20 protein-coding genes, 1 tRNA gene, 1 pseudogene and 1 riboswitch are annotated in these 19,052 nt (G+C 54.9%); of the genes and pseudogenes, 14 read left to right on the forward strand and 8 right to left on the reverse strand.

Features of this window, described 5'->3' with window-relative positions:
• Positions 1 to 43 precede the first annotated feature (43 nt).
• The 3 genes from DBY86_RS08275 to DBY86_RS08290 form a co-directional block, all read right to left on the reverse strand.
• The gene (locus DBY86_RS08275) at positions 44 to 982 is read right to left on the reverse strand and encodes an ABC transporter ATP-binding protein (RefSeq protein WP_107819615.1); all 939 of its coding nucleotides are present in this window, start codon (positions 980 to 982) and stop codon (positions 44 to 46) included.
• Positions 983 to 990: 8 nt separating this feature from the next.
• Positions 991 to 1,866 carry an NUDIX hydrolase gene (locus DBY86_RS08280; protein ID WP_107819616.1) on the reverse strand — a complete coding sequence of 292 codons (876 nt, stop codon included), beginning with the start codon at positions 1,864 to 1,866 and terminating at the stop codon, positions 991 to 993.
• Positions 1,867 to 2,047: 181 nt separating this feature from the next.
• A tRNA-Met gene (locus DBY86_RS08290) sits at positions 2,048 to 2,124 on the reverse strand.
• A 149-nt stretch (positions 2,125 to 2,273) separates the two neighbouring features.
• A riboswitch (TPP riboswitch) is annotated at positions 2,274 to 2,373 on the forward strand.
• Between the two features lie 90 nt (positions 2,374 to 2,463).
• Here DBY86_RS08290 and thiC point away from each other — a divergent pair.
• Both thiC and DBY86_RS08300 read left to right on the forward strand, forming a co-directional pair.
• Positions 2,464 to 4,365, forward strand: a complete 1,902-nt coding sequence (thiC, locus tag DBY86_RS08295; RefSeq protein WP_107819636.1) for a phosphomethylpyrimidine synthase ThiC — start codon at positions 2,464 to 2,466, stop codon at positions 4,363 to 4,365.
• A 215-nt stretch (positions 4,366 to 4,580) separates the two neighbouring features.
• A pseudogene (locus DBY86_RS08300) lies at positions 4,581 to 4,790 on the forward strand (IS110 family transposase); the annotation flags it as partial.
• Between the two features lie 326 nt (positions 4,791 to 5,116).
• Here DBY86_RS08300 and DBY86_RS13375 read toward each other — a convergent pair.
• The 4 genes from DBY86_RS13375 to gmhB form a co-directional block, all read right to left on the reverse strand.
• Positions 5,117 to 5,248, reverse strand: coding sequence for an acyl-CoA dehydrogenase (locus DBY86_RS13375; RefSeq protein ID WP_199901071.1), 132 nt, complete (start codon positions 5,246 to 5,248; stop codon positions 5,117 to 5,119).
• Between the two features lie 84 nt (positions 5,249 to 5,332).
• The gene (locus tag DBY86_RS08310; RefSeq protein WP_107819618.1) at positions 5,333 to 6,022 is read right to left on the reverse strand and encodes a M48 family metallopeptidase; all 690 of its coding nucleotides are present in this window, start codon (positions 6,020 to 6,022) and stop codon (positions 5,333 to 5,335) included.
• Positions 6,019 to 6,762 (reverse strand): lysophospholipid acyltransferase family protein, encoded by a 744-nt coding sequence (locus DBY86_RS08315; RefSeq protein WP_107819619.1) that lies wholly within the window; start codon positions 6,760 to 6,762, stop codon positions 6,019 to 6,021. The genes DBY86_RS08310 and DBY86_RS08315 overlap by 4 nt, the downstream gene beginning before the upstream one ends.
• Positions 6,763 to 6,790: 28 nt before the next feature.
• Positions 6,791 to 7,354 (reverse strand): D-glycero-beta-D-manno-heptose 1,7-bisphosphate 7-phosphatase, encoded by a 564-nt coding sequence (gmhB, locus tag DBY86_RS08320; protein WP_107819620.1) that lies wholly within the window; start codon positions 7,352 to 7,354, stop codon positions 6,791 to 6,793.
• 142 nt (positions 7,355 to 7,496) lie between these two features.
• On the opposite strand from gmhB, the gene DBY86_RS08325 reads away from it, so the two are divergent.
• Positions 7,497 to 9,149 (forward strand): LTA synthase family protein, encoded by a 1,653-nt coding sequence (locus DBY86_RS08325; protein WP_107819621.1) that lies wholly within the window; start codon positions 7,497 to 7,499, stop codon positions 9,147 to 9,149.
• A 69-nt stretch (positions 9,150 to 9,218) separates the two neighbouring features.
• Here the strand turns inward: DBY86_RS08325 and DBY86_RS08330 are convergent, their stop codons facing one another.
• A complete protein-coding gene (locus tag DBY86_RS08330; protein WP_107819622.1) occupies positions 9,219 to 10,460 on the reverse strand; it encodes an aromatic amino acid transporter in 1,242 nt (413 codons plus the stop codon).
• Positions 10,461 to 10,612: 152 nt separating this feature from the next.
• Between DBY86_RS08330 and ubiG the strand changes: the two genes are divergently transcribed.
• The 11 genes from ubiG (at position 10,613) to DBY86_RS08385 (ending at position 18,788) form a co-directional block, all read left to right on the forward strand.
• Complete coding sequence (ubiG, locus tag DBY86_RS08335) at positions 10,613 to 11,341, forward strand: bifunctional 2-polyprenyl-6-hydroxyphenol methylase/3-demethylubiquinol 3-O-methyltransferase UbiG (protein WP_107819623.1); 729 nt, start codon at positions 10,613 to 10,615, stop codon at positions 11,339 to 11,341.
• A 36-nt stretch (positions 11,342 to 11,377) separates the two neighbouring features.
• Entirely contained in the window at positions 11,378 to 12,295 is a 918-nt protein-coding gene (gene thrB, locus DBY86_RS08340; protein WP_003753519.1) for a homoserine kinase, read from the forward strand.
• Between the two features lie 245 nt (positions 12,296 to 12,540).
• Positions 12,541 to 14,082: an ABC transporter permease gene (locus DBY86_RS08345; RefSeq protein WP_107819624.1), complete on the forward strand. Its 1,542-nt coding sequence runs from the start codon at positions 12,541 to 12,543 to the stop codon at positions 14,080 to 14,082.
• A gap of 28 nt (positions 14,083 to 14,110) precedes the next feature.
• Positions 14,111 to 14,710, forward strand: coding sequence for a beta-class carbonic anhydrase (locus DBY86_RS08350; protein ID WP_003677311.1), 600 nt, complete (start codon positions 14,111 to 14,113; stop codon positions 14,708 to 14,710).
• Positions 14,707 to 15,312 carry a nicotinate-nucleotide adenylyltransferase gene (gene nadD / locus DBY86_RS08355; protein WP_107819625.1) on the forward strand — a complete coding sequence of 202 codons (606 nt, stop codon included), beginning with the start codon at positions 14,707 to 14,709 and terminating at the stop codon, positions 15,310 to 15,312. Before DBY86_RS08350 ends, nadD begins: the two co-directional genes overlap by 4 nt.
• Before the next feature lie 57 nt (positions 15,313 to 15,369).
• Complete coding sequence (gene rsfS / locus DBY86_RS08360; protein WP_002214954.1) at positions 15,370 to 15,756, forward strand: ribosome silencing factor; 387 nt, start codon at positions 15,370 to 15,372, stop codon at positions 15,754 to 15,756.
• Between the two features lie 53 nt (positions 15,757 to 15,809).
• Positions 15,810 to 16,280 carry a 23S rRNA (pseudouridine(1915)-N(3))-methyltransferase RlmH gene (gene rlmH / locus DBY86_RS08365; protein ID WP_107819626.1) on the forward strand — a complete coding sequence of 157 codons (471 nt, stop codon included), beginning with the start codon at positions 15,810 to 15,812 and terminating at the stop codon, positions 16,278 to 16,280.
• A gap of 75 nt (positions 16,281 to 16,355) precedes the next feature.
• Positions 16,356 to 16,622, forward strand: coding sequence for an oxidative damage protection protein (locus DBY86_RS08370; protein ID WP_002223157.1), 267 nt, complete (start codon positions 16,356 to 16,358; stop codon positions 16,620 to 16,622).
• Between the two features lie 157 nt (positions 16,623 to 16,779).
• Complete coding sequence (locus DBY86_RS08375; protein ID WP_107819627.1) at positions 16,780 to 17,463, forward strand: Bax inhibitor-1 family protein; 684 nt, start codon at positions 16,780 to 16,782, stop codon at positions 17,461 to 17,463.
• A 123-nt stretch (positions 17,464 to 17,586) separates the two neighbouring features.
• On the forward strand, positions 17,587 to 18,099 hold the full coding sequence (gene coaD / locus DBY86_RS08380) for a pantetheine-phosphate adenylyltransferase (protein WP_107819628.1): 513 nt from the start codon (positions 17,587 to 17,589) through the stop codon (positions 18,097 to 18,099).
• Between the two features lie 35 nt (positions 18,100 to 18,134).
• On the forward strand, positions 18,135 to 18,788 hold the full coding sequence (locus tag DBY86_RS08385; RefSeq protein WP_107819629.1) for a TIGR01621 family pseudouridine synthase: 654 nt from the start codon (positions 18,135 to 18,137) through the stop codon (positions 18,786 to 18,788).
• Positions 18,789 to 19,052: the final 264 nt, after the last annotated feature.

Below are 19,052 nucleotides of genomic sequence, written 5' to 3' on the forward strand. Positions count from 1 at the left end.
GTCTGAAAGGTTTTTCAGACGGCATTTTGTTTTTAAGGAAGCATCAACGGAAACGGACGATTTCCTTGTCTTCGATATGGATGCGTACCGTATCGTTTCCCGATATTTCACCGGCGTGCGGCATATCGAGGTTCAGCCACAGGATGCCGTATTTCGGATGGAGGACGGACAGGCTGAACGATTCGGGCAAACAGGTGCGGGATAATACGCGGCACTCCATGCCGTCTTGGTCGAAACGCACCGCATTTTGCGGGATATGGCGGTCATCGTCGGTGTTGGGCAGACCCATCAGTCGGGCGACCTGCACGCAGGACGGTGTTTTGACCAATGTTTCGGGCGTACCGCATTGAAGGATTTTCCCCTCGTGCATCACGGCGATTTCGTCCGCCGCCGTGCAGGCCTCTTCGGGCGAATGCGTTACCAAAACGGCAGGGATGCCGCCGTTTCGGATACGTTCGGCGGTCATACGGCGCAGCCGGTCGCGCAAATGCGTGTCCAAACTGGAAAACGATTCGTCCAGCAACAGCAGGGAAGGGCGGACAACCAAAGCGCGCGCCAGTGCCAACCGTTGCTTCTCGCCTCCGGAAAGTTTTTCAGGCTTGCGGTGCACCTCGTTTTCCAGTCCGACTTCGGCAAGTGCCGACAAGGCGAGGCGTTCGGCTTTGGCTTTCGGCATTTTTTGCATTTTCAAACCGAATGCCGCATTTTCCAGCGCACTCATATGGGGAAACAGCGCGTAATCTTGAAACATCAGCGAAATACGGCGTTTTTCGGGCGGCATACGGGTAATGTTTTCCCCGTTCAGCCATATTTCGCCGCCGTCCGGCCGGACAATCCCCGCAATCATATTCAGCAGGGTGGATTTTCCGCATCCCGACCGCCCCAAAACGGCGAGTATTTTGCCGCGCCCGACAGTCAGGCAGATGTTGTCGGCGACGGTTTTATCGCCGAAGCGTTTGCAGAGTCCGTTCAGTTCAAGCATGGCGCATCCTATAAACGTATGCCGTCCAGCCACTCGGACAGCGGATGGGCGGCATCAATCAGACCGTAACGGCAAAACGCGTCCAGCGTAACCAGTTGCGCGTCGTGCATCATGTTTCCCGACAACATGGCGGCAACCAGGCTGCCGATGTCCATTTTCTCAAAACACGCCACCTCGCCGTCCTGATTTTCGGGTTGGAAGGCTTCGGGCAGGACGGCATCGAATACATACAGGATTTCATTGTGCACACCCCGGCTGACGGGGCGCAGGCTGTACAGACGCGATACCGGACGGATGAGCGGAAACAGCGTTTTATCCAAACCCGCCTCTTCGCTGCTTTCGCGGCACACGGCTTCAGACGGCATTTCGCCGCCGGAAACCCCGCCGGCGGCAGTATTGTCGAGTTTGTCGGGATCGACTGCTTTGTGCGGACTGCGCCTGCCTATCCAAAAATGCCATCGGCCGTCCGATTCGGTCAGACCGTTGAGGTGGACGGCGCGGCTGAGCAGTCCGAACGGACGGAAAGCGGCGCGTTCGAGTGAGAACAAGATATTGCCGCCGCCGTCGGTCAGGTCGAAACACTCGTTGCGCCATCCGTGAAGCAGCCCCGCCTTGTTCCATGTGCGGGCGAGGTGCTGCAAGCGGCCGCCCATATCTGACCAGCCGTCCGCATTCAGAAAAATGCCGTCTGAAGACTCCGAGCAGCCTGCCTCCCAGTCTTTTTTGACGCGCTCCGCCCATTCCGGCGACAGATTGCCCAAAGGCAGACGGTTCAGATACAGCGTTTTCCAGCAACTTTTTGCACCGTAACTTGCTTTTGCCCACTCGAACAGGGCATCAAGGTCTTGTTTGCTGACGGATTCGGTAAAACGGACGGTCGGCATAGTCGGCTTTCTTGAACATAATGCGGAAGATTGTAGCCAAACCGCCTGAATTTGCAACCGCAAACAGACGGCGGGCTGCCGTTCCGATATTGCGGCAGGAAGGAAAATCCGGCAAAAAACGGAGGCGGCAGGAAACAGGCAAAACAAAACCCCTCGGCATTGAACCGAGGGGTTTAATATTTGGTTGCGGGAGCAGGATTCGAACCTACGACCTTCGGGTTATGAGCCCGACGAGCTACCATGCTGCTCCATCCCGCGTCAGAAAACGAGACTATACGGCAGATTTTTTATGTTGTCAAACATTACTTCCGCGAAAAATCATAAAATTTTGCCGTCCGTCGGTTTATGCCTGATTTGAAATATTATTTTCTTTACAAAAATCCAAGCCCGTGTTTTAATTTTGCCCAACATCGAAACAGGGGTGCTGCCTGATGTTCAGGCGGCTGAGAAATACCCTTTACACCCGATCGGGATAATACCTGCGTGGGGAGTTTTCACGGATTCTGCCTTTCAGACGGCATCGGTTTTCAAATGCCGTCTGAAAACGCGAAACGCTCCTGTTTCTTTATTTTAAACGAGAAAACAGGAGCATTTTTTATGACTACGCCAAAAAAAACCGCCAAAACTTCCGGCAACGAAGCGCGCGAGCTTGCCGACTTGAGCGAAGACATCGGCATCCGCTTCAAATATCCGAACTCGGAGCGCGTGTATCTGCAAGGCAGCCGCGACGACATCCGCGTGCCTTTGCGCGAAATCCGTCAGGACGACACCTACACGGCGCAAGGCACGGAAGCCAACCCGCCGATTCCTGTCTATGACACCAGCGGCGTGTATGGCGATCCGGCGGCGCACATCGACCTGAAACAAGGCCTGCCGCACATCCGCACTGCATGGCTGAACGAACGCGGCGATACCGAAATCCTGCCCAAGCTCTCCAGCGAATACGGCATCGAACGCGCACACGATCCGAAAACCGCCCATCTGCGCTTCAACCAAATCACCCGCCCGCGCCGCGCGAAAAGCGGCAGCAACGTAACCCAGCTTCACTATGCGCGCCGCGGCATCATCACGCCCGAAATGGAGTTTGTCGCCATACGCGAACGTTTAAAATTAGACGAATTGTCCCAAAAACCGGAATACGCCAAACTCTTGAAACAGCACGCAGGGCAAAGTTTCGGCGCGAATATCCCGACCCATCCCGACCAAATCACGCCCGAATTCGTGCGCCAAGAAATCGCCGCCGGACGCGCGATTATCCCCGCCAACATCAACCACCCCGAACTCGAACCGATGATTATCGGCCGCAACTTCCGCGTCAAAATCAACGGCAATTTGGGCAACTCCGCCGTAACCTCCAGCCTGACCGAAGAAGTCGAAAAAATGGTGTGGTCGCTGCGTTGGGGCGCGGACACGATTATGGATTTGTCCACCGGTGCGCACATCCATGAAACGCGCGAATGGATTATCCGCAACGCGCCCGTCCCCATCGGCACCGTGCCGATTTACCAAGCGTTGGAAAAAACCGGCGGCATCGCCGAAGATTTGACTTGGGATTTGTTCCGCGACACTCTCATCGAACAGGCGGAGCAAGGCGTGGACTATTTCACCATACACGCGGGCGTGTTGCTGCGTTATGTGCCGATGACCGCCAACCGCCTCACCGGCATCGTCTCGCGCGGCGGTTCGATTATGGCGAAATGGTGTTTGGCACATCATCGGGAAAATTTCCTCTACACGCATTTCGACGAAATCTGCGAAATTATGAAAGCGTATGACGTATCGTTCAGCCTCGGCGACGGCCTGCGCCCCGGCTGCATTGCCGATGCCAACGACGAATCCCAATTCGCCGAGCTGCACACCTTGGGCGAATTGACCGATAAAGCGTGGAAACACGACGTACAAGTCATGATTGAAGGCCCCGGCCATGTGCCGCTGCAACGCGTCAAAGAAAACATGACCGAAGAGCTGCAACATTGCTTTGAAGCGCCTTTCTACACACTCGGCCCGCTCGTTACCGACATCGCCCCCGGCTACGACCACATCACTTCGGGCATAGGCGCGACCAATATCGGCTGGTACGGCACAGCCATGCTCTGCTACGTTACCCCGAAAGAGCATCTCGGTCTGCCCGACAAAGAAGACGTGCGCACCGGTATCATCACCTACAAACTCGCCGCCCACGCTGCCGATCTCGCCAAAGGCTGGCCGGGCGCACAGTTGCGCGACAACGCCTTAAGCAAAGCGCGTTTCGAGTTCCGCTGGCGCGACCAATTCCGCTTAAGCCTCGACCCCGAACGCGCCGAGAGCTTCCACGACGAAACCCTGCCTGCCGAAGGCGCGAAAATCGCCCACTTCTGCTCGATGTGCGGTCCCAAATTCTGCTCGATGAAAATCACCCAGGAAGTGCGCGACTACGCCGACAAGCAAAAAGCCCAACGGCAGGGTATGGAGGAAAAAGCGATTGAGTTCGTCAAAAAAGGAGCGAAGCTTTACAGCTAAAACGTCAAGCAAAAAATGCCGTCTGAAGCCCGACAAAGCTCCCGATGCCGTCTGAAACTTCGTTATTCCCCTGCTGCCCGCAAGCTTTCGTCATTCCCGTGAAAACGGGAATCTAGAACCTCAAACTTTCAGATAATCTTTGAATATTGCCGCCGCCCGAAGGTCTAGATTCCCGCCTGCGCGGGAATGACGGCATATCGGCAGGCGCAGGATAAATGCGTAAGGCGCTGTATATGGCTACCGTGGCAGCGACACGTTTTGAACCGCTTATTCGGGATTTCTACCAACGCCTGCTGTCCAAGGGTAAGCCGTATAAGGTTGCCGTTACGGCATGTATGCGCAAACTGCTGACGATATTGAATGCTCGGATGCGTGATTATCTTGCTGAAAACGATACCGCCGAAAACGGTATCCGGACGGCTTGATTTGAGTTTTGGTATTTTTGCCCGACGGAGTGAAAAATACAGTTGCTACGGCTCGATGAATCGTCAGAAATACCCGAACCGTCATTCCCGCGCAGGCGGGAATCCAGACCGGTCGGCACGGAAACTTATCGGGAAAAAAGGTTTCTCCAACTCCGAGTCCTAGATTCCCACTTTCGTGGGAATGACGGCGGTAGATTTGGCGGATTCGGCAGGCCTCAACCCATCCTACAACCCACCCTGCCCGCCTTTTACGAATCCGCCGCCATCCCCGAAAACGCAAAAAAATGTCGTCTGAAGGACTTTCAGACGGCATTTTCGTGGGCAAATCAGTAGAAGACTTCGCGCCAGCTTAAGCGTTTCATACCGCACGTCGGATCGGGCGGGTTTCGGAAGGGCGGTGTGAAATGAAACGCGGCGGACGGCACGGATGCCGCCATCCTGCCCCGAACTGGCGGCAAAGCGTCATCGCGGTTTGAATCGGGCGGGCGCGTGCCTGTTCCGGCACGGATGCCGTCTGAAAGCGGCGGGCCGGCCCAGCAGCGTCAACCCAAGGCGAAAAGTTCCCTGCTGCGGTCTTTGAGCCATTGCTTGGCTTCGTCCGCGTAGGGGGCGAAGCTGCGGGTCAGTTCCCAAAAGGCGGGGCTGTGGTCGGGATGGGCGAGGTGGCAGAGTTCGTGTATGCAGACATAGTCGGCAACGTATTCCGGTGCGCCGACCAGCCGCCAGTTGAGGCGTATGCCTGTGGTTTTGCGGCACACGCCCCAGAAGGTTTTGGCGGAGGTCAGTGCGGCGGCGGTTGGAAACAGGCGGACGGTTCGGGCGTGGCGTTCGAGACGGGGAATCAGGTAACTGTGCGCCTGCAGTTCCAAAAAGTCCCACAGCAGCGCAAGCTGTTTTTCGGGCGCGCCTTCGGGGACGCGGATTTCAGACGGCATCAGCAGGATTTTCGTGTCTTGATGGGCGGTGAGGGCAAGCCGCCTGCCGTGGAAGAGGATGGATTCGGGCAGCCGGTTTGCCGTATTGTGCGGCGGTGTTTTCGCCAGTGTTCGCCGCAGGATGGCTTCGTTGTCGCGCAGCCAGCGGTTTAGAGCGGAGACGGAGAAGTAGGGTGGGACGCTGATGCTGACGGTATGTGTGCCGATAGGGCGGATAATCAGGTTTTTCTTGGCGCGGCGTTTGATTTCTATGGTCAGTTCCATGCCGTCTGAAAGAGTATGAATCAGGGAGGTCATGCGGTTTCAGACGGCATTTTGGCGGCAAATGAGCCTTTGCCGGAAATAAGCGGTTGTTGCGTTTCAATGAGATGTTCGCATTTTTCCATCAGTTCAGCTTCGCTGCCGCTTGCGTGCGGGATGGTCGGACAGATGACGACGGTGATTTCCCCCGGGTATTTCAGAAAGGAATTTTTTGGCCAAAATTCGCCGCTGTTGAGGGCGACGGGGACGATGTCCATCTCAAACATTTTCGCCATGCGCGCGCCGCCGAGCTTGTATTTGCCGCGCTTTCCGGGTGCAAGGCGCGTGCCTTCGGGGAAAATGGTAATCCAATAGCCTTCGTTTTTGCGCGCAAAACCCTGTTTTATGAGCTGTTCGTTGGCTTCGCGGCGGTTGTTGCGGTCTATGCCTATGGTTTTGACCAGTTTCAAGCCCCAGCCGAAAAAGGGGATTTTGAACAACTCGCGCTTGGCAACGTAAACCTGCGGCGGAAAAATGTCCTGAAGGGCAAGCGTTTCCCAGCCGCTTTGGTGTTTGGCGCAGATGACGGCGGGGCGGTCGGGGATGTTTTCCGCGCCGATGATGCGGTATTTAAGCCCGACGATGTGTTTGAGCGACCAGTTGAGGATGCCGACCCAGACCCGCGCCATCTTGTGCGCCCCGTCTCGGAAAGGCGAGGCGAGCAGCATAAAGGGAAAGAGGAAAATCAGGCTGGAACAGAGTATCAGCCAGTAAATCAGGTTGCGGATGATGAGCATGGTTTTGCCTTGTCGGAATACGGTATGTTCAGTCGGCTTGCGGTGCGGCGTTTTCCTGCATGATGTATTGTGAGAAATCGAGCAGGGTATCGAAAACCTGTGTGTGTTCGGGCAATTCGTGTCCGTGTTGGGAGAGCGTTTTTTTGCCTTTCCCGGTCAGAACCAGCGCGGGTTTGCCGCCGACGGCATCGATTGCCTGCAAATCGCGCAGGCTGTCGCCGACCAGCCAGGTTTCCGAGGCTTGGGCGTTGAAGCGTCCGATGATGTCTTCAATCATACCCGGTTTGGGCTTGCGGCAGTTGCAGTTGTCGGCGTTGGTGTGGGGGCAGAACCAGATGCCGTTGATTTCGCCGCCTGCCTGACGGACGAGGCGGTGCATTTTGGCATGCATTTCGGTGAGGTCTTGAACGGTGAAATATTTGCGCCCGATGCCGGATTGGTTGGTGGCGACGGCGACGGTGCAGCCCGCCTGCGTCAGGAATGCCACCGCATCCATGCTGCCTTCGATGGGTATCCACTCGTCAACGGATTTGACGAAGTCGTCGCGGTCCCGGTTGATGACGCCGTCGCGGTCGAGAATGATGAGTTTCATCACGGTTCCTTTGGGTTAGGCAGGTTTGGGGATGGCATTATACTGAAATATCGGTGGAAATGCGCCTGTGCTGCATTATAATGCACGCTTTCGATAATAATTTGCAACGGCTCAGGTATGCCGTTTTGAGGAGTGGGGCGGGATGGTTGCCTATGTTTTCCTGTTTTTGTTTGTAACGGCGGCGTTGGTGCTGATTATCAGGTCACACTACCGCTGGACGTATTTTTTCGCATCCGCGCTGTTTGTCTTTTTGGCGGGCGGTATGCTGATGCTGACGGCTCAGTGGCAGCGCGCCTTGAATTTCGCTTCGGTCTGGTTTGTAGTGCTGATACTGTTCCACAGGCTGAAAATCCATTATTACAAACAGCCGCTGTTAATTTCCGACTTTTTGCTGATTGCCGACTGGCGGAATTGGGAAACGCTGTTCCATTATAAGGAAGCGGTTATCGGTATGGCGGGGCTGCTGGCTTTGGCGACATATGCGGTTTTCGGCTGGAGCGGTGCGGATTCTTTGGATATGCCGTGGCGGTGGGCGAGCGCGGCGTTGTTTGCGGCGGCGTTCGTGTCGATGCGGCATTTTTCCAAACATCCGGGCGCGGTAAAGACGTGGCTGGACTCGCTGCCGGACGACGGGCGCGACGTGTTTTTGAACCTGCCGATGTCCTGTCGGGCGGTGTTTTTCCAAGTACCCGTGTTTGAGGGCGACGGGGAAGCGTTTGCCAGGCAGATGCCGTCTGAACCTCCTTTGCGCGGCAGGTCGGGTGAAAAACCCGATATTGTCGTTACCCTGATGGAATCGACGCTCGATCCGCACTGTTTCGATTTTGCCGCCGCCAAGATTCCCGATTTGAAAATGTTCGGACGGCAGGAAGATACCGTATTTTCCTCACCTTTGCGCGTGCATACTTTCGGCGGCGCAACGTGGAAGTCCGAATTTGCGTTTTTGGCGGGTGTTCCGTCCACGGATTTCGGCGCGTTGGCAAGCGGCGTGTTTTACTCGGTCGTACCGCATTTGCAGACCGGTTTTGTCCGCAACCTGCGCGAACACGGTTATTTTTGCGTGGCACTCTCGCCGTTTACCAAGGGCAACTACAATGCCAAGGCAGCATATGACCATTTCGGCTTTAATCTGATGTTCCAGCCGCAAGATTTGGGCTATCCCGCGCCGATGGGCAAAAACCTGTGGCACATTTCCAGTGAGGAAATGATGCAGTATGCGCGGATGATTCTCGAAAAACGCCATCCCGATTTGGAAAATGTGCGCCAACCGATGTTCGTATATGTGCTGACCATGAAGGAACACGGGCCGTATCGGACGGATACCGACAATGTGTTTGATTTGGATGCGCCTGATTTGAATGCGAAAACCGTATCCGCGCTTAATGACTACATCGGGCGCATTGCCGATTTGGACAAAGCAGTGGAAAGTTTCGACCGTTATCTGCATGAACGCGGCAAACCCTTTGTTTTCGGTTATTTCGGCGATCATCAGGTACCGTTTGAGGGCGTGTCCGTCAGGAAGAAATGGGATTACGCGCAGCCGGATTATGTAACGCAGTTTGCCGTCAGGAGCAATATTGCTGGCGGATTCGTACAGCGGCAGGATTTTCTCGACCTTGCCTTTGCAGGCGGCGTACTGATGGAGGCGGCGGGTTTGGAAGCCAAAGACGGCTTCATGCGTGCGAATATGGCGATGCGCGGTTTGTGCGGCGGAGGGTTGGAAGACTGCCCGAACCGGAAACTGGTCGGAGACTATCGGAACTATCTGTACGATGTTTTGAAAATTGCCCGTTAGCTTTTTGCCGCACGGCTGCAACGGTTGCGAAAATGCCGTCTGAAAACTCGTTCAGACGGCATTTTGCCTTTATCCCTTGAATACGGGGACGAGTTCCATTTGGCTCAATACCTGTGCGGCGATGTTGATGATGCCGAAAAGGAAGACCCAAACCATCAGCCACAAGCCGCCGTAAACTTTATAGGTTTTGCCTGCGCCGAATTTTTTGCGTGAACGGTAGAGTAGCATGGCGGGGATGATGCCTGTCCAGACGGTTGCCGCCAGTCCGACGTAGCCGATGGCGGTAACGAAGCCGGTGGGGAAGAGCAGGCAGGAAATTAGAGGCGGCAGGAAGGTCAGCGCGGCGGTTTTGGTGCGGCCGGACAAGCTGTCGTTCCATTTGAAGATGTCGGAGATGTAGTCGAAGAGTCCGAGCGTTACGCCTAAAAACGAGGTGGCGATCGCCATATAGGAAAACAGGGACAATATTTTATCCATATTGCCGGTTTGGGCGAATTTGGACAGGGTTTCAATCAGGACGGAGACTTGCCCTTCGGCGGCGATGACGGGGGCGAACTCGTTGCGCGGCAGGTTGCCTTGGATGGCGATTTGCCAGAGGACGTAAATCACCAGCGCAATCAGTGTGCCCGTCCAGATGGATTTCGCCACTTTGGGTGCGTCGCCTTTAAAGTATTTGAGCAGGCTGGAGACGTTGCCGTGGAAGCCGAAGGAAGCGAGGCAGACGGGCAGGGCGGTGGCGACATAAATCCAGTAGCTGGTGCCGACGGGGGCTTGGGTGTCGAAGAGAACGGGCAGTTTGGCATCGGCAATCAGGCCGCCGGTTGCCCAAATAAAGGTTAATACCATGCCGCCGATGAGGACGCTGGTGAAACGGTCAACCAAGCGTGCGGATGCCCATACGCAAAAGGCGAGGATGCCGAAGAAGACGAGTTGGCCGACGGTGAGCGAAACGTCGCTGCCTGCCGCGCTGCCTAAGCCTTTGGCGGTCAGGTCGCCGCCGACGAAGATATAAGCGTAAGTAAGCAGGTATAAAACGAAGGCGACGGCGATGCCGTTGATGATGTTCCAGCTCCGTCCGAGCAGGTCTTTGACCATGGTGTCGAAACTTGCGCCGTGGGGGTAGTGGGTGTTGACTTCCAAAATCATCAGGCCGCTGGAGAGCATGGAAAACCAGGTGTAGAGCAACACAATCAGCGAGCCGGCAAACCATACGCCGGAGGTGGCGGTGGGGTTGGCGAGCATACCTGCGCCGATAACCGTACCGGCGATAATCATCGCGCCGCCGAATAGGGAAGGGGTTTTGGTTGACATTGTTTATCTTTCTTCTAGAAATGCGCGGCTGCCATTATGCCGTAAAGTGTAAGGGTTTGTAAGGTATTTGCGCCGCACCGCCCGAAAAGGCTTTCAGACGGCATCGTGTTCCATAGTATAATCTTGGGTTTTGGAGTGGGGCGGTTCGTCAGATGGGAGGAAAAATGTCCGACAAAAAATATAATGTCGATGAGGGGGAAATCGCCAAATTCAGCCGGATTGCCGACAAATGGTGGGACAAGTCGGGCGAGTTCAAAACCTTGCACGACATCAATCCGCTGCGGCTCGATTATATCGACGGACACGCAAATTTGCGCGGCAAACGGGTTTTGGATGTGGGCTGCGGCGGCGGGATTTTGGCGGAAAGTATGGCGCGGCGCGGCGCGGTGTTTGTCAAGGGCATCGACATGGCGGAGCAGTCGTTGGAAACCGCCCGCCTGCATGCGGCTTTGAACAATGTCGCCGATATCGAATACGAATGTATCCGCGTGGAAGACCTTGCCGAGGCGGAACCGTACTCGTTTGATGTGGTAACGTGCATGGAAATGATGGAACACGTCCCCGATCCCGCCGCCATCGTGCGTGCTTGTGCCAAGCTGGTCAAACCGGACGGCATGGTGTTTTTTTCCACCATCAATAAAAACCCGAAATCGTATCTGCATCTGATTGTGGCGGCGGAATATCTGTTGAAGTTTGTCCCCAAAGGCACGCACGACTGGAAAAAATTCATCGCGCCTGCCGAGCTGGCGCGGATGTGCCGTCAGGCGGGCTTGGATGTGGCGGATACGAAGGGTATGACTTACCATGTGTTGTCGCAAACTTATGCCCTGTGCGATTCGACCGATGTGAATTATATGTTTGCCTGCCGTCCGGCGTTCTGACGGCGGGTTTGCCCGTTTTTGAGCAAGTGAGTTGATATGTCTGTCTATACCAGTGTTTCCGATGATGAAATGCGCGGCTTCCTGAGCGGTTACGATTTGGGGGAATTTGTTTCCCTGCAGGGTATCGCGCAGGGGATTACCAACAGCAATTATTTTCTGACGACGACTTCGGGACGTTATGTGCTGACCGTGTTTGAAGTGTTGAAACAGGAGGAGTTGCCGTTTTTTCTGGAACTTAACCGGCATTTGAGTATGAAGGGCGTGGCGGTTGCCGCGCCGGTCGCGCGCAAAGACGGTCGGCTTGATTCCGTTTTGGCGGGCAAGCCCGCCTGCCTGGTTGCCTGCCTGAAAGGTTCGGATACCGCGCTGCCGACGGCGGAGCAGTGCTTCCATACCGGTGCGATGTTGGCGAAAATGCACCTTGCCGCCGCCGATTTCCCTTTGGAAATGGAAAACCCGCGTTACGATGCGTGGTGGACGGAAGCGTGCGCCCGACTGCTGCCCGTCCTGTCGCAAGACGATGCCGCGCTGCTGTGTTCCGAAATCGATGCGCTGAAGGACAATCTCGGCAACCATCTGCCTTCGGGCATCATCCATGCCGACCTGTTTAAAGACAATGTGTTGCTTGACGGCGGTCAGGTATCGGGCTTCATCGATTTCTATTATGCCTGCCGGGGCAATTTTATGTATGACTTGGCGATTGCGGTCAACGATTGGGCAAGGACGGCGGACAATAAGTTGGATGAGGCGTTGAAAAAGGCGTTTATCGGCGGTTATGAGGGCGTGCGCCCCTTGAGTGCCGAAGAAAAGGCGTATTTCCCGACCGCCCAACGTGCCGGCTGCATCCGTTTTTGGGTGTCGCGCCTGTTGGATTTTCATTTTCCGCAGGAGGGCGAGATGACGTTTATCAAAGACCCGAACGCGTTCCGCAACCTGCTGTTGAGTTTGGGTTGAGTGCGTCCGGCGTTTGACAGAAATGCCGTCTGAAAGGGTTTCAGACGGCATTTTGTTTCGGATTTGAATATGTTTTCCGGATGTTTTCCGGTTCGGCGTACCGGTTTCGGTTGCTTTGTTACGCACCCGCGCCGGTGTTTGACTCTGAATTCTGGCGGTTTGACTGCGGACGGATAAAATTGTGCAGTCATTTTTGATTGGCTTTGGGTACAATCCAGCCATTATGTTTTGAAATGGGAAAACGGATGGATATGCGGCGTTGGGCGGTTGTCGGATTGGTTACGCTGCCGCCCCTGTTTTTTTTGACCGCGATGGTGCTTGCGCCTTTGTGGGCGATGGCGGCATATGACGGTTTGGCGTGGCACGCGGTGCTGTCGGATGCCTATATGCTCAAACGTTTGACGTGGACGGTGTTTCAGGCGGCGGCAACCTGTGTGCTGGTGCTTCCCTTGGGCGTACCTGTCGCGTGGGTGCTGGCGCGGCTGGCGTTCCCGGGGCGGGCTTTGGTGCTGCGCCTGCTGATGCTGCCGTTCGTGATGCCCACGCTGGTGGCGGGCGTGGGCGTGCTGGCCTTGTTCGGGGCGGACGGGCTGTTGTGGCGCGGCTGGCAGGATACGCCGTATCTGTTGTTGTACGGCAATGTGTTTTTCAACCTGCCCGTGCTGGTCAGGGCGGCATATCAGGGGTTTGTGCAAGTGCCTGCGGCACGGCTTCAGACGGCACGGACGTTGGGCGCGGGGGCGTGGCGGCGGTTTTGGAACATTGAAATGCCCGTTTTGCGCCCGTGGCTTGCCGGCGGTGTGTGCCTTGTCTTTTTGTATTGTTTTTCCGGGTTCGGGCTGGCATTGCTGCTGGGCGGCAGCCGTTATGCCACGGTCGAAGTGGAAATTTACCAGTTGGTCATGTTCGAACTCGATATGGCGGTTGCTTCGGTGCTGGTGTGGCTGGTGTTGGGGGTAACGGCGGTGGCGGGATTGCTGTATGCGTGGTTCGGCAGACGCGCGGGTTCGGATAAGGCGGTTTCCCCTGTGATGCCGTCTGAACCGCAGTCGGTCGGGGAATATGTGCTGCTGGCGTTTGCGGCGGCAGTGTTGGGCATATGCTGCCTGTTTCCGCTGGCGGCGGTCGTGGTAAAGGCCTGTTCTGCAGGAGAATCCTGGCAGGTGTTGGCGGAACGCGAAACTTGGCAGGCGGTGTGGAATACTTTGCGCTTCTCGGCGGCGGCGGTATTTTCGGCGGCGGTATTGGGTGTCATGTATGCTGCGGCGGCGCGGTGGTCGGCGTGGATGCGCGGGCTGATGTTTTTGCCGTTTATGGTGTCGCCGGTTTGTGTTTCGGCGGGCGTGCTGCTGCTTTATCCGCAGTGGACGGCTTCGTTGCCGTTGCTGCTGGCGATGTATGCGCTGCTGGCTTATCCGTTTGTGGCAAAAGATGTTTTATCGGCCTGGGATGCACTGCCGCCGGATTACGGCAGGGCGGCGGCAGGTTTGGGCGCGGATAGCTTTCAGACGGCATACCGTATTACGCTCCCCCTCTTGAAACCGGCGTTGCGGCGCGGGCTGACCTTGGCGGCGGCGACGTGTGTGGGCGAATTTGCGGCAACCTTGTTCCTGTCGCGCCCCGAGTGGCAGACGCTGACGACGCTGATTTACGCCTATTTGGGGCGTGCGGGTGAGGACAATTATGCGCGGGCAATGGTGTTGACATTGCTGTTGTCGGCATTTGCGGTGTGCATTTTCCTGCTGTTGGACAACGGTGAAGGCGGAAAACAGACGGAAACGTTATAATGTGAACCCTTTTTCAGAGGACGGCAAAATGAGCGAGTTGAGCGAAATCCTTTCCTATAATCAGAAATTTGTCGAGTCGGGCGAATATGAGAAATATTTTACCGACAAATACCCAGGCAGGGAGTTGGCGATTTTGTCTTGCATGGATGCGCGGATTATCGAGCTACTGCCCAATGCTTTGGGGTTGAGGAACGGCGATGCCAAACTGATTAAAAATGCAGGTGCGCTGGTTGCGCATCCGTGGGGTTCGGTCATGAGGAGCCTGCTGGTTGCCGTGTTTGAACTGAAAGTCAAAGAAATCATGGTCATCTCCCATCACGATTGCGGTATGCAGGGATTGAATGCGGCCGGCTTTCTCAGTAAGGTGCATGAAAGCAATATTCCCGACGACCGTATCGAAACCCTGCGTTATGCAGGTGTTGACCTCGACGGCTGGCTGACCGGTTTCGACAACGTCGAAGACAGCGTGCGCCATACGGTCGAACTCATCCGCCGCCATCCGTTGATGCCGCGTCATATTGCCGTTCACGGATTGGTCATCCATCCCGTTACCGGCAAACTGACCCTGATTGTGGACGGCAGTGTTTCAGACGGCATGGACTTATCGGAAGGAATGGAAACATCATGAAGAAAATCGGACTGTTCGGCGGCACTTTCGACCCGATACACAACGGGCATCTTCATATCGCCCGTGCCTTTGCCGATGAAATCGGGTTGGACACGGTTGTTTTCCTGCCGGCAGGCGGCCCGTATCACAAAGACGCCGCCTCCGCTTCCGCCGCCGACCGCCTTGCCATGGTCGAACTGGCGACGGCAGAAGACGCGCGTTTTGCCGTCAGCGACTGCGACATCGTCCGAGAAGGCGCGACTTACACCTTCGACACCGTACAAATCTTCCGCCAGCAGTTCCCGTCCGCGCAACTCTGGTGGCTGATGGGCAGCGACAGCCTGATGAAGCTGCACACATGGAAAAAATGGCAGATGCTCGTGCGCGAAACCCATATCGCCGTCGCCATGCGGCAGGGCGACAGCCTGCACCAAACCCCGCGCGAACTGCACGCGTGGCTGGGCAATGCGCTTCAGGACGGCAGCGTCCGCATCTTGTCCGCCCCGATGCATAATGTGTCGTCAACGGAAATCCGCCGCAACCTGAGTGCCGCCAGTGTTTCAGACGGCATACCGCCTGCCGCCGCACGCTACATCCGCGAACACCGGCTGTATGAAAAATAAGTCAAACCGGTAAGGAACGGCTATAATGCCGTCTGAAAACATCCCGTTAGGAACATAATGAACGAACAAGAACTGCAAGACCTGCAAAAAATGGTCGGGGTGGCCGTCAACGCCCTCGAAGATATCAAAGCCAAAGACATTTCCGTTTTGGAAACCCAAGACAAAACTTCGCTGTTTGCCAGAATGATTATCGCCAGCGGCGACAGTACGCGCCAAGTCAAAGCCCTTGCCAACAACGTTGCCGTCGATTTGAAAGAAGCCGGTTTTGAAATCCTCAGTACCGAAGGCGACAGCGGCGAATGGACGTTGGTTGATGCAGGCGACCTCGTCGTCCACGTTATGCTCCCTGCCGTGCGCGACTTCTACGACATCGACACCCTCTGGGGCGGCGAGAAACCGAGTTTCCACGCCGGAATGCAGAAGCCGTGGCACGCGGCAGACTGATTCCCAATGCCGTCTGAATGTTCAGACGGCATTTTCCTGTAAGGGAGAAAGCATTGAACATTACCGTCTTGGCAGTCGGCACCAAAATGCCGCGCTGGGTTGATGAGGCCGTCGCCGAATACGCCAAACGCTTCGGACGCGACATCGCCTACGCACTCAAAGAAATCAAACCCGAAAAACGCGGCGCGGGCGTGAATGCCGCCCAAGGTATGGCGGCAGAAGAAAAACGCATCCTTGAAGCCGTTCCGCAAGGCGCGTTCCTTGTCGTTCTTGACGAACGCGGCAAAGCACCGACCTCCGTCGATCTGGCGGAACACCTCAAAAGCTGGCAGCAAAACGGCGAACACGTCTGCTTCATCATCGGCGGCGCGGACGGCATGACCGACCGCCTCAAACAACAAGCCCGCATGATGATGCGCCTGTCCAGCCTCACTCTGCCGCACGGCATGGTGCGCGTCCTTTTGACCGAGCAGCTCTACCGGGCCGTCTCCATCCTGCACAACCATCCCTATCATCGGGAATAAGAAGGCTTTTGTCCGTACCCCTAATCGGTTAAAATCATCCCCGTTATTTCTGAACACACAGCAAAGGAATCCGCTATGGCACGCATGGTATTCTGCGTTAAGCTCAACAAAGAAGCCGAAGGCATGAAATTTCCACCGCTTCCCAACGAATTGGGCAAGCGCATTTTTGAAAACGTATCGCAAGAAGCATGGATGGCGTGGACGCGCCACCAAACGATGCTGATTAACGAAAACCGCTTAAGCCTCGCCGATCCGCGCGCGCGTGAATATCTGGCGCAGCAGATGGAGCAGTATTTCTTCGGCGACGGCGCGGATGCCGTTCAGGGGTATGTTCCGCAATAAATGGTTTCCTGCTTCAAATAAAGGCTGTCCGAACCTGTTTCAGACGGCCTTTAAAATACGCCGGACAACTTTATCTTCACGCAACTGGACAAATTTTGACATTGGGCAATGTTAAAATCCCCCGTTATTCCCAACCGCGCTTTCAGGAGCAGATGATATGCAACACGACGTTTACGACTACACCGCGCATACGGTTTCTAAAAACACCGTCCTGCAGAAAACCTACCGCCTGCTCGGATTTTCTTTCATTCCGGCTGCCGCAGGCGCAGTGCTTGCTGCCAATGCCGGTTTCAATTTTTACGCCACCTTCGGTTCGCGCTGGATAGGATTTGCCGTCGTGTTGGCGTTTTTCTACGGTATGATCCACTTCATCGAGAAAAACCGTTACAGCAATACCGGCGTTGCCCTGCTGATGGTATTCACATTCGGTATGGGCGTATTGATCGGTCCCGTGCTGCAATACGCGCTCCATATTGCCGACGGTGCGAAAATCGTCGGCATTGCCGCCGCGATGACCGCCGCCGTCTTTTTAACGATGTCCGCCTTGGCGCGCCGAACCCGGCTCGATATGAACGCGCTCGGACGCTTCCTGACCGTAGGGGCGGTTATTCTGATGGTCGCCGTGGTTGCCAATCTGTTTTTGGGTATTCCCGCACTTGCCCTGACCATTTCCGCCGGTTTTGTCTTGTTCGGTTCCTTAATGATTATGTGGCAGGTACGCACCGTCATCGACGGCGGCGAAGACAGCCACATCAGCGCGGCACTGACACTGTTTATCTCGCTTTACAACATCTTCAGCAGCCTGCTCAACATCCTGTTGTCTTTAAACGGCGAGGATTGATGCCGGCAAAATGCTATCGGGCTATGCCGTCTGAAAATGCTTCAGACGGCATTTTGTTTTGGGCATACAATACGGATGCACACACATAAAAACACAGCCGGCTATGAAGTCGGAAGGAATCATATGTCACCGAATACACCGCGCCGAGCCGTTTATGCCGGCAGTTTCGATCCGCCCACATTGGGGCATCTGTGGATGATACGGCAGGCGCAATCTATGTTTGACGAACTCATCGTCGCCATCGGCATCAATCCCGACAAACGCAACACCTATACCGTCGCTGAAAGGCAGGATATGTTGTGCGCCATTACCGACAACTTCCCAAACGTCAGAATTGAAGTGTTTGAAAACCGGTTTCTGGTGCATTACGCCCGCGAAGTGCAGGCAGGATTCATCGTGCGCGGCATACGTTCCGCCTCCGATTATGAATACGAACGCTCTATGCGCCATATCAACAGCGACCTTGCCCCCGAAATATCCACCGTATTCCTCATGCCGCCGCGCGAAATTGCCGAAGTGTCGTCCACTATGGTCAAAGGACTGGTCGGGCCGGAAGGCTGGACTGAAACCGTTAAAAGATATGTGCCGCCGGCCGTGTACCAAAAAATGATTGCAGAACATTGCAACAATGCCTGACAGAAAGCTTCTGTCAAATATATTCAGGTTCAAATATGTGGGAAATCTTATTCAGACACCAAGATTTTGTCGCCATCAATAAACCTCAAGGCATATCCGTCCACCGTTCCGACGGCGAAGTCAGTCTGACGGCAACACTTGCGGCACAGTTGGGCGTAGAAAAGGTATGGTTGCTGCACAGGTTGGACAAGCAGACCGGAGGCATATTGCTGTTTGCCCTTAATCCCCAAAGTGCCGCTGTTTTTGCCGCACAGTTTGCCGAAAGGAAAATGAAGAAAACCTATTTGGCTTTGTCCGACCGCAAACCGTCCAAAAAACAAGGATGGATAAAAGGCGGCATGGAAAAATCTAGGCGCGGGATGTGGAAGCTGACGCGCAATATGGAAAATATTGCCGTTACCCGATTCCACAGCATCAGTATCGCCGAAAAACTGCGGCTGTTCATCCTTGAGCCCCATACGGGCAAAACGCACCAATTGAGAGTGGCGATGAAAAGTTTGGGCAGTCCGATTCTAGGCGACAGCTTATACGGCGGAACAGAATCCGAAATCATGTTTCTGTATGCATGGAAAATACAATTTGCCTACCAAAACCGACAAATCGAAATTGTTGCACCCTTAAAAAACGAATGGCAGACTGAAAATATATCTCATGTGCTGGAAGAATTTTATATGGCAAAAGCAGGTTAATAAATATAAATTAATTTATAAACAATATGATAAATATTTTTATAAAAATTTTTCAAGAAAACGGTTGACCGCAAATCTCTTCAAGCGTATAGTTCGCGTCTTCGCTGCTGACGAAACGGCGGTGATGAAGTAGTTCAAACGCTCTTTAACAAAACAGATTACCGATAAGTGTGAGTGCCTTGAGCCTCACACTGTTTAAAAGACAGACAAGATAATGTTTTAAACATTGTCCTGTCGGTTTCTTTGAAGCAGACCAGAAGTTAA

The organism is Neisseria bergeri, assembly GCA_003044455.1.
GTDB classification, from domain to species: domain Bacteria; phylum Pseudomonadota; class Gammaproteobacteria; order Burkholderiales; family Neisseriaceae; genus Neisseria; species Neisseria bergeri.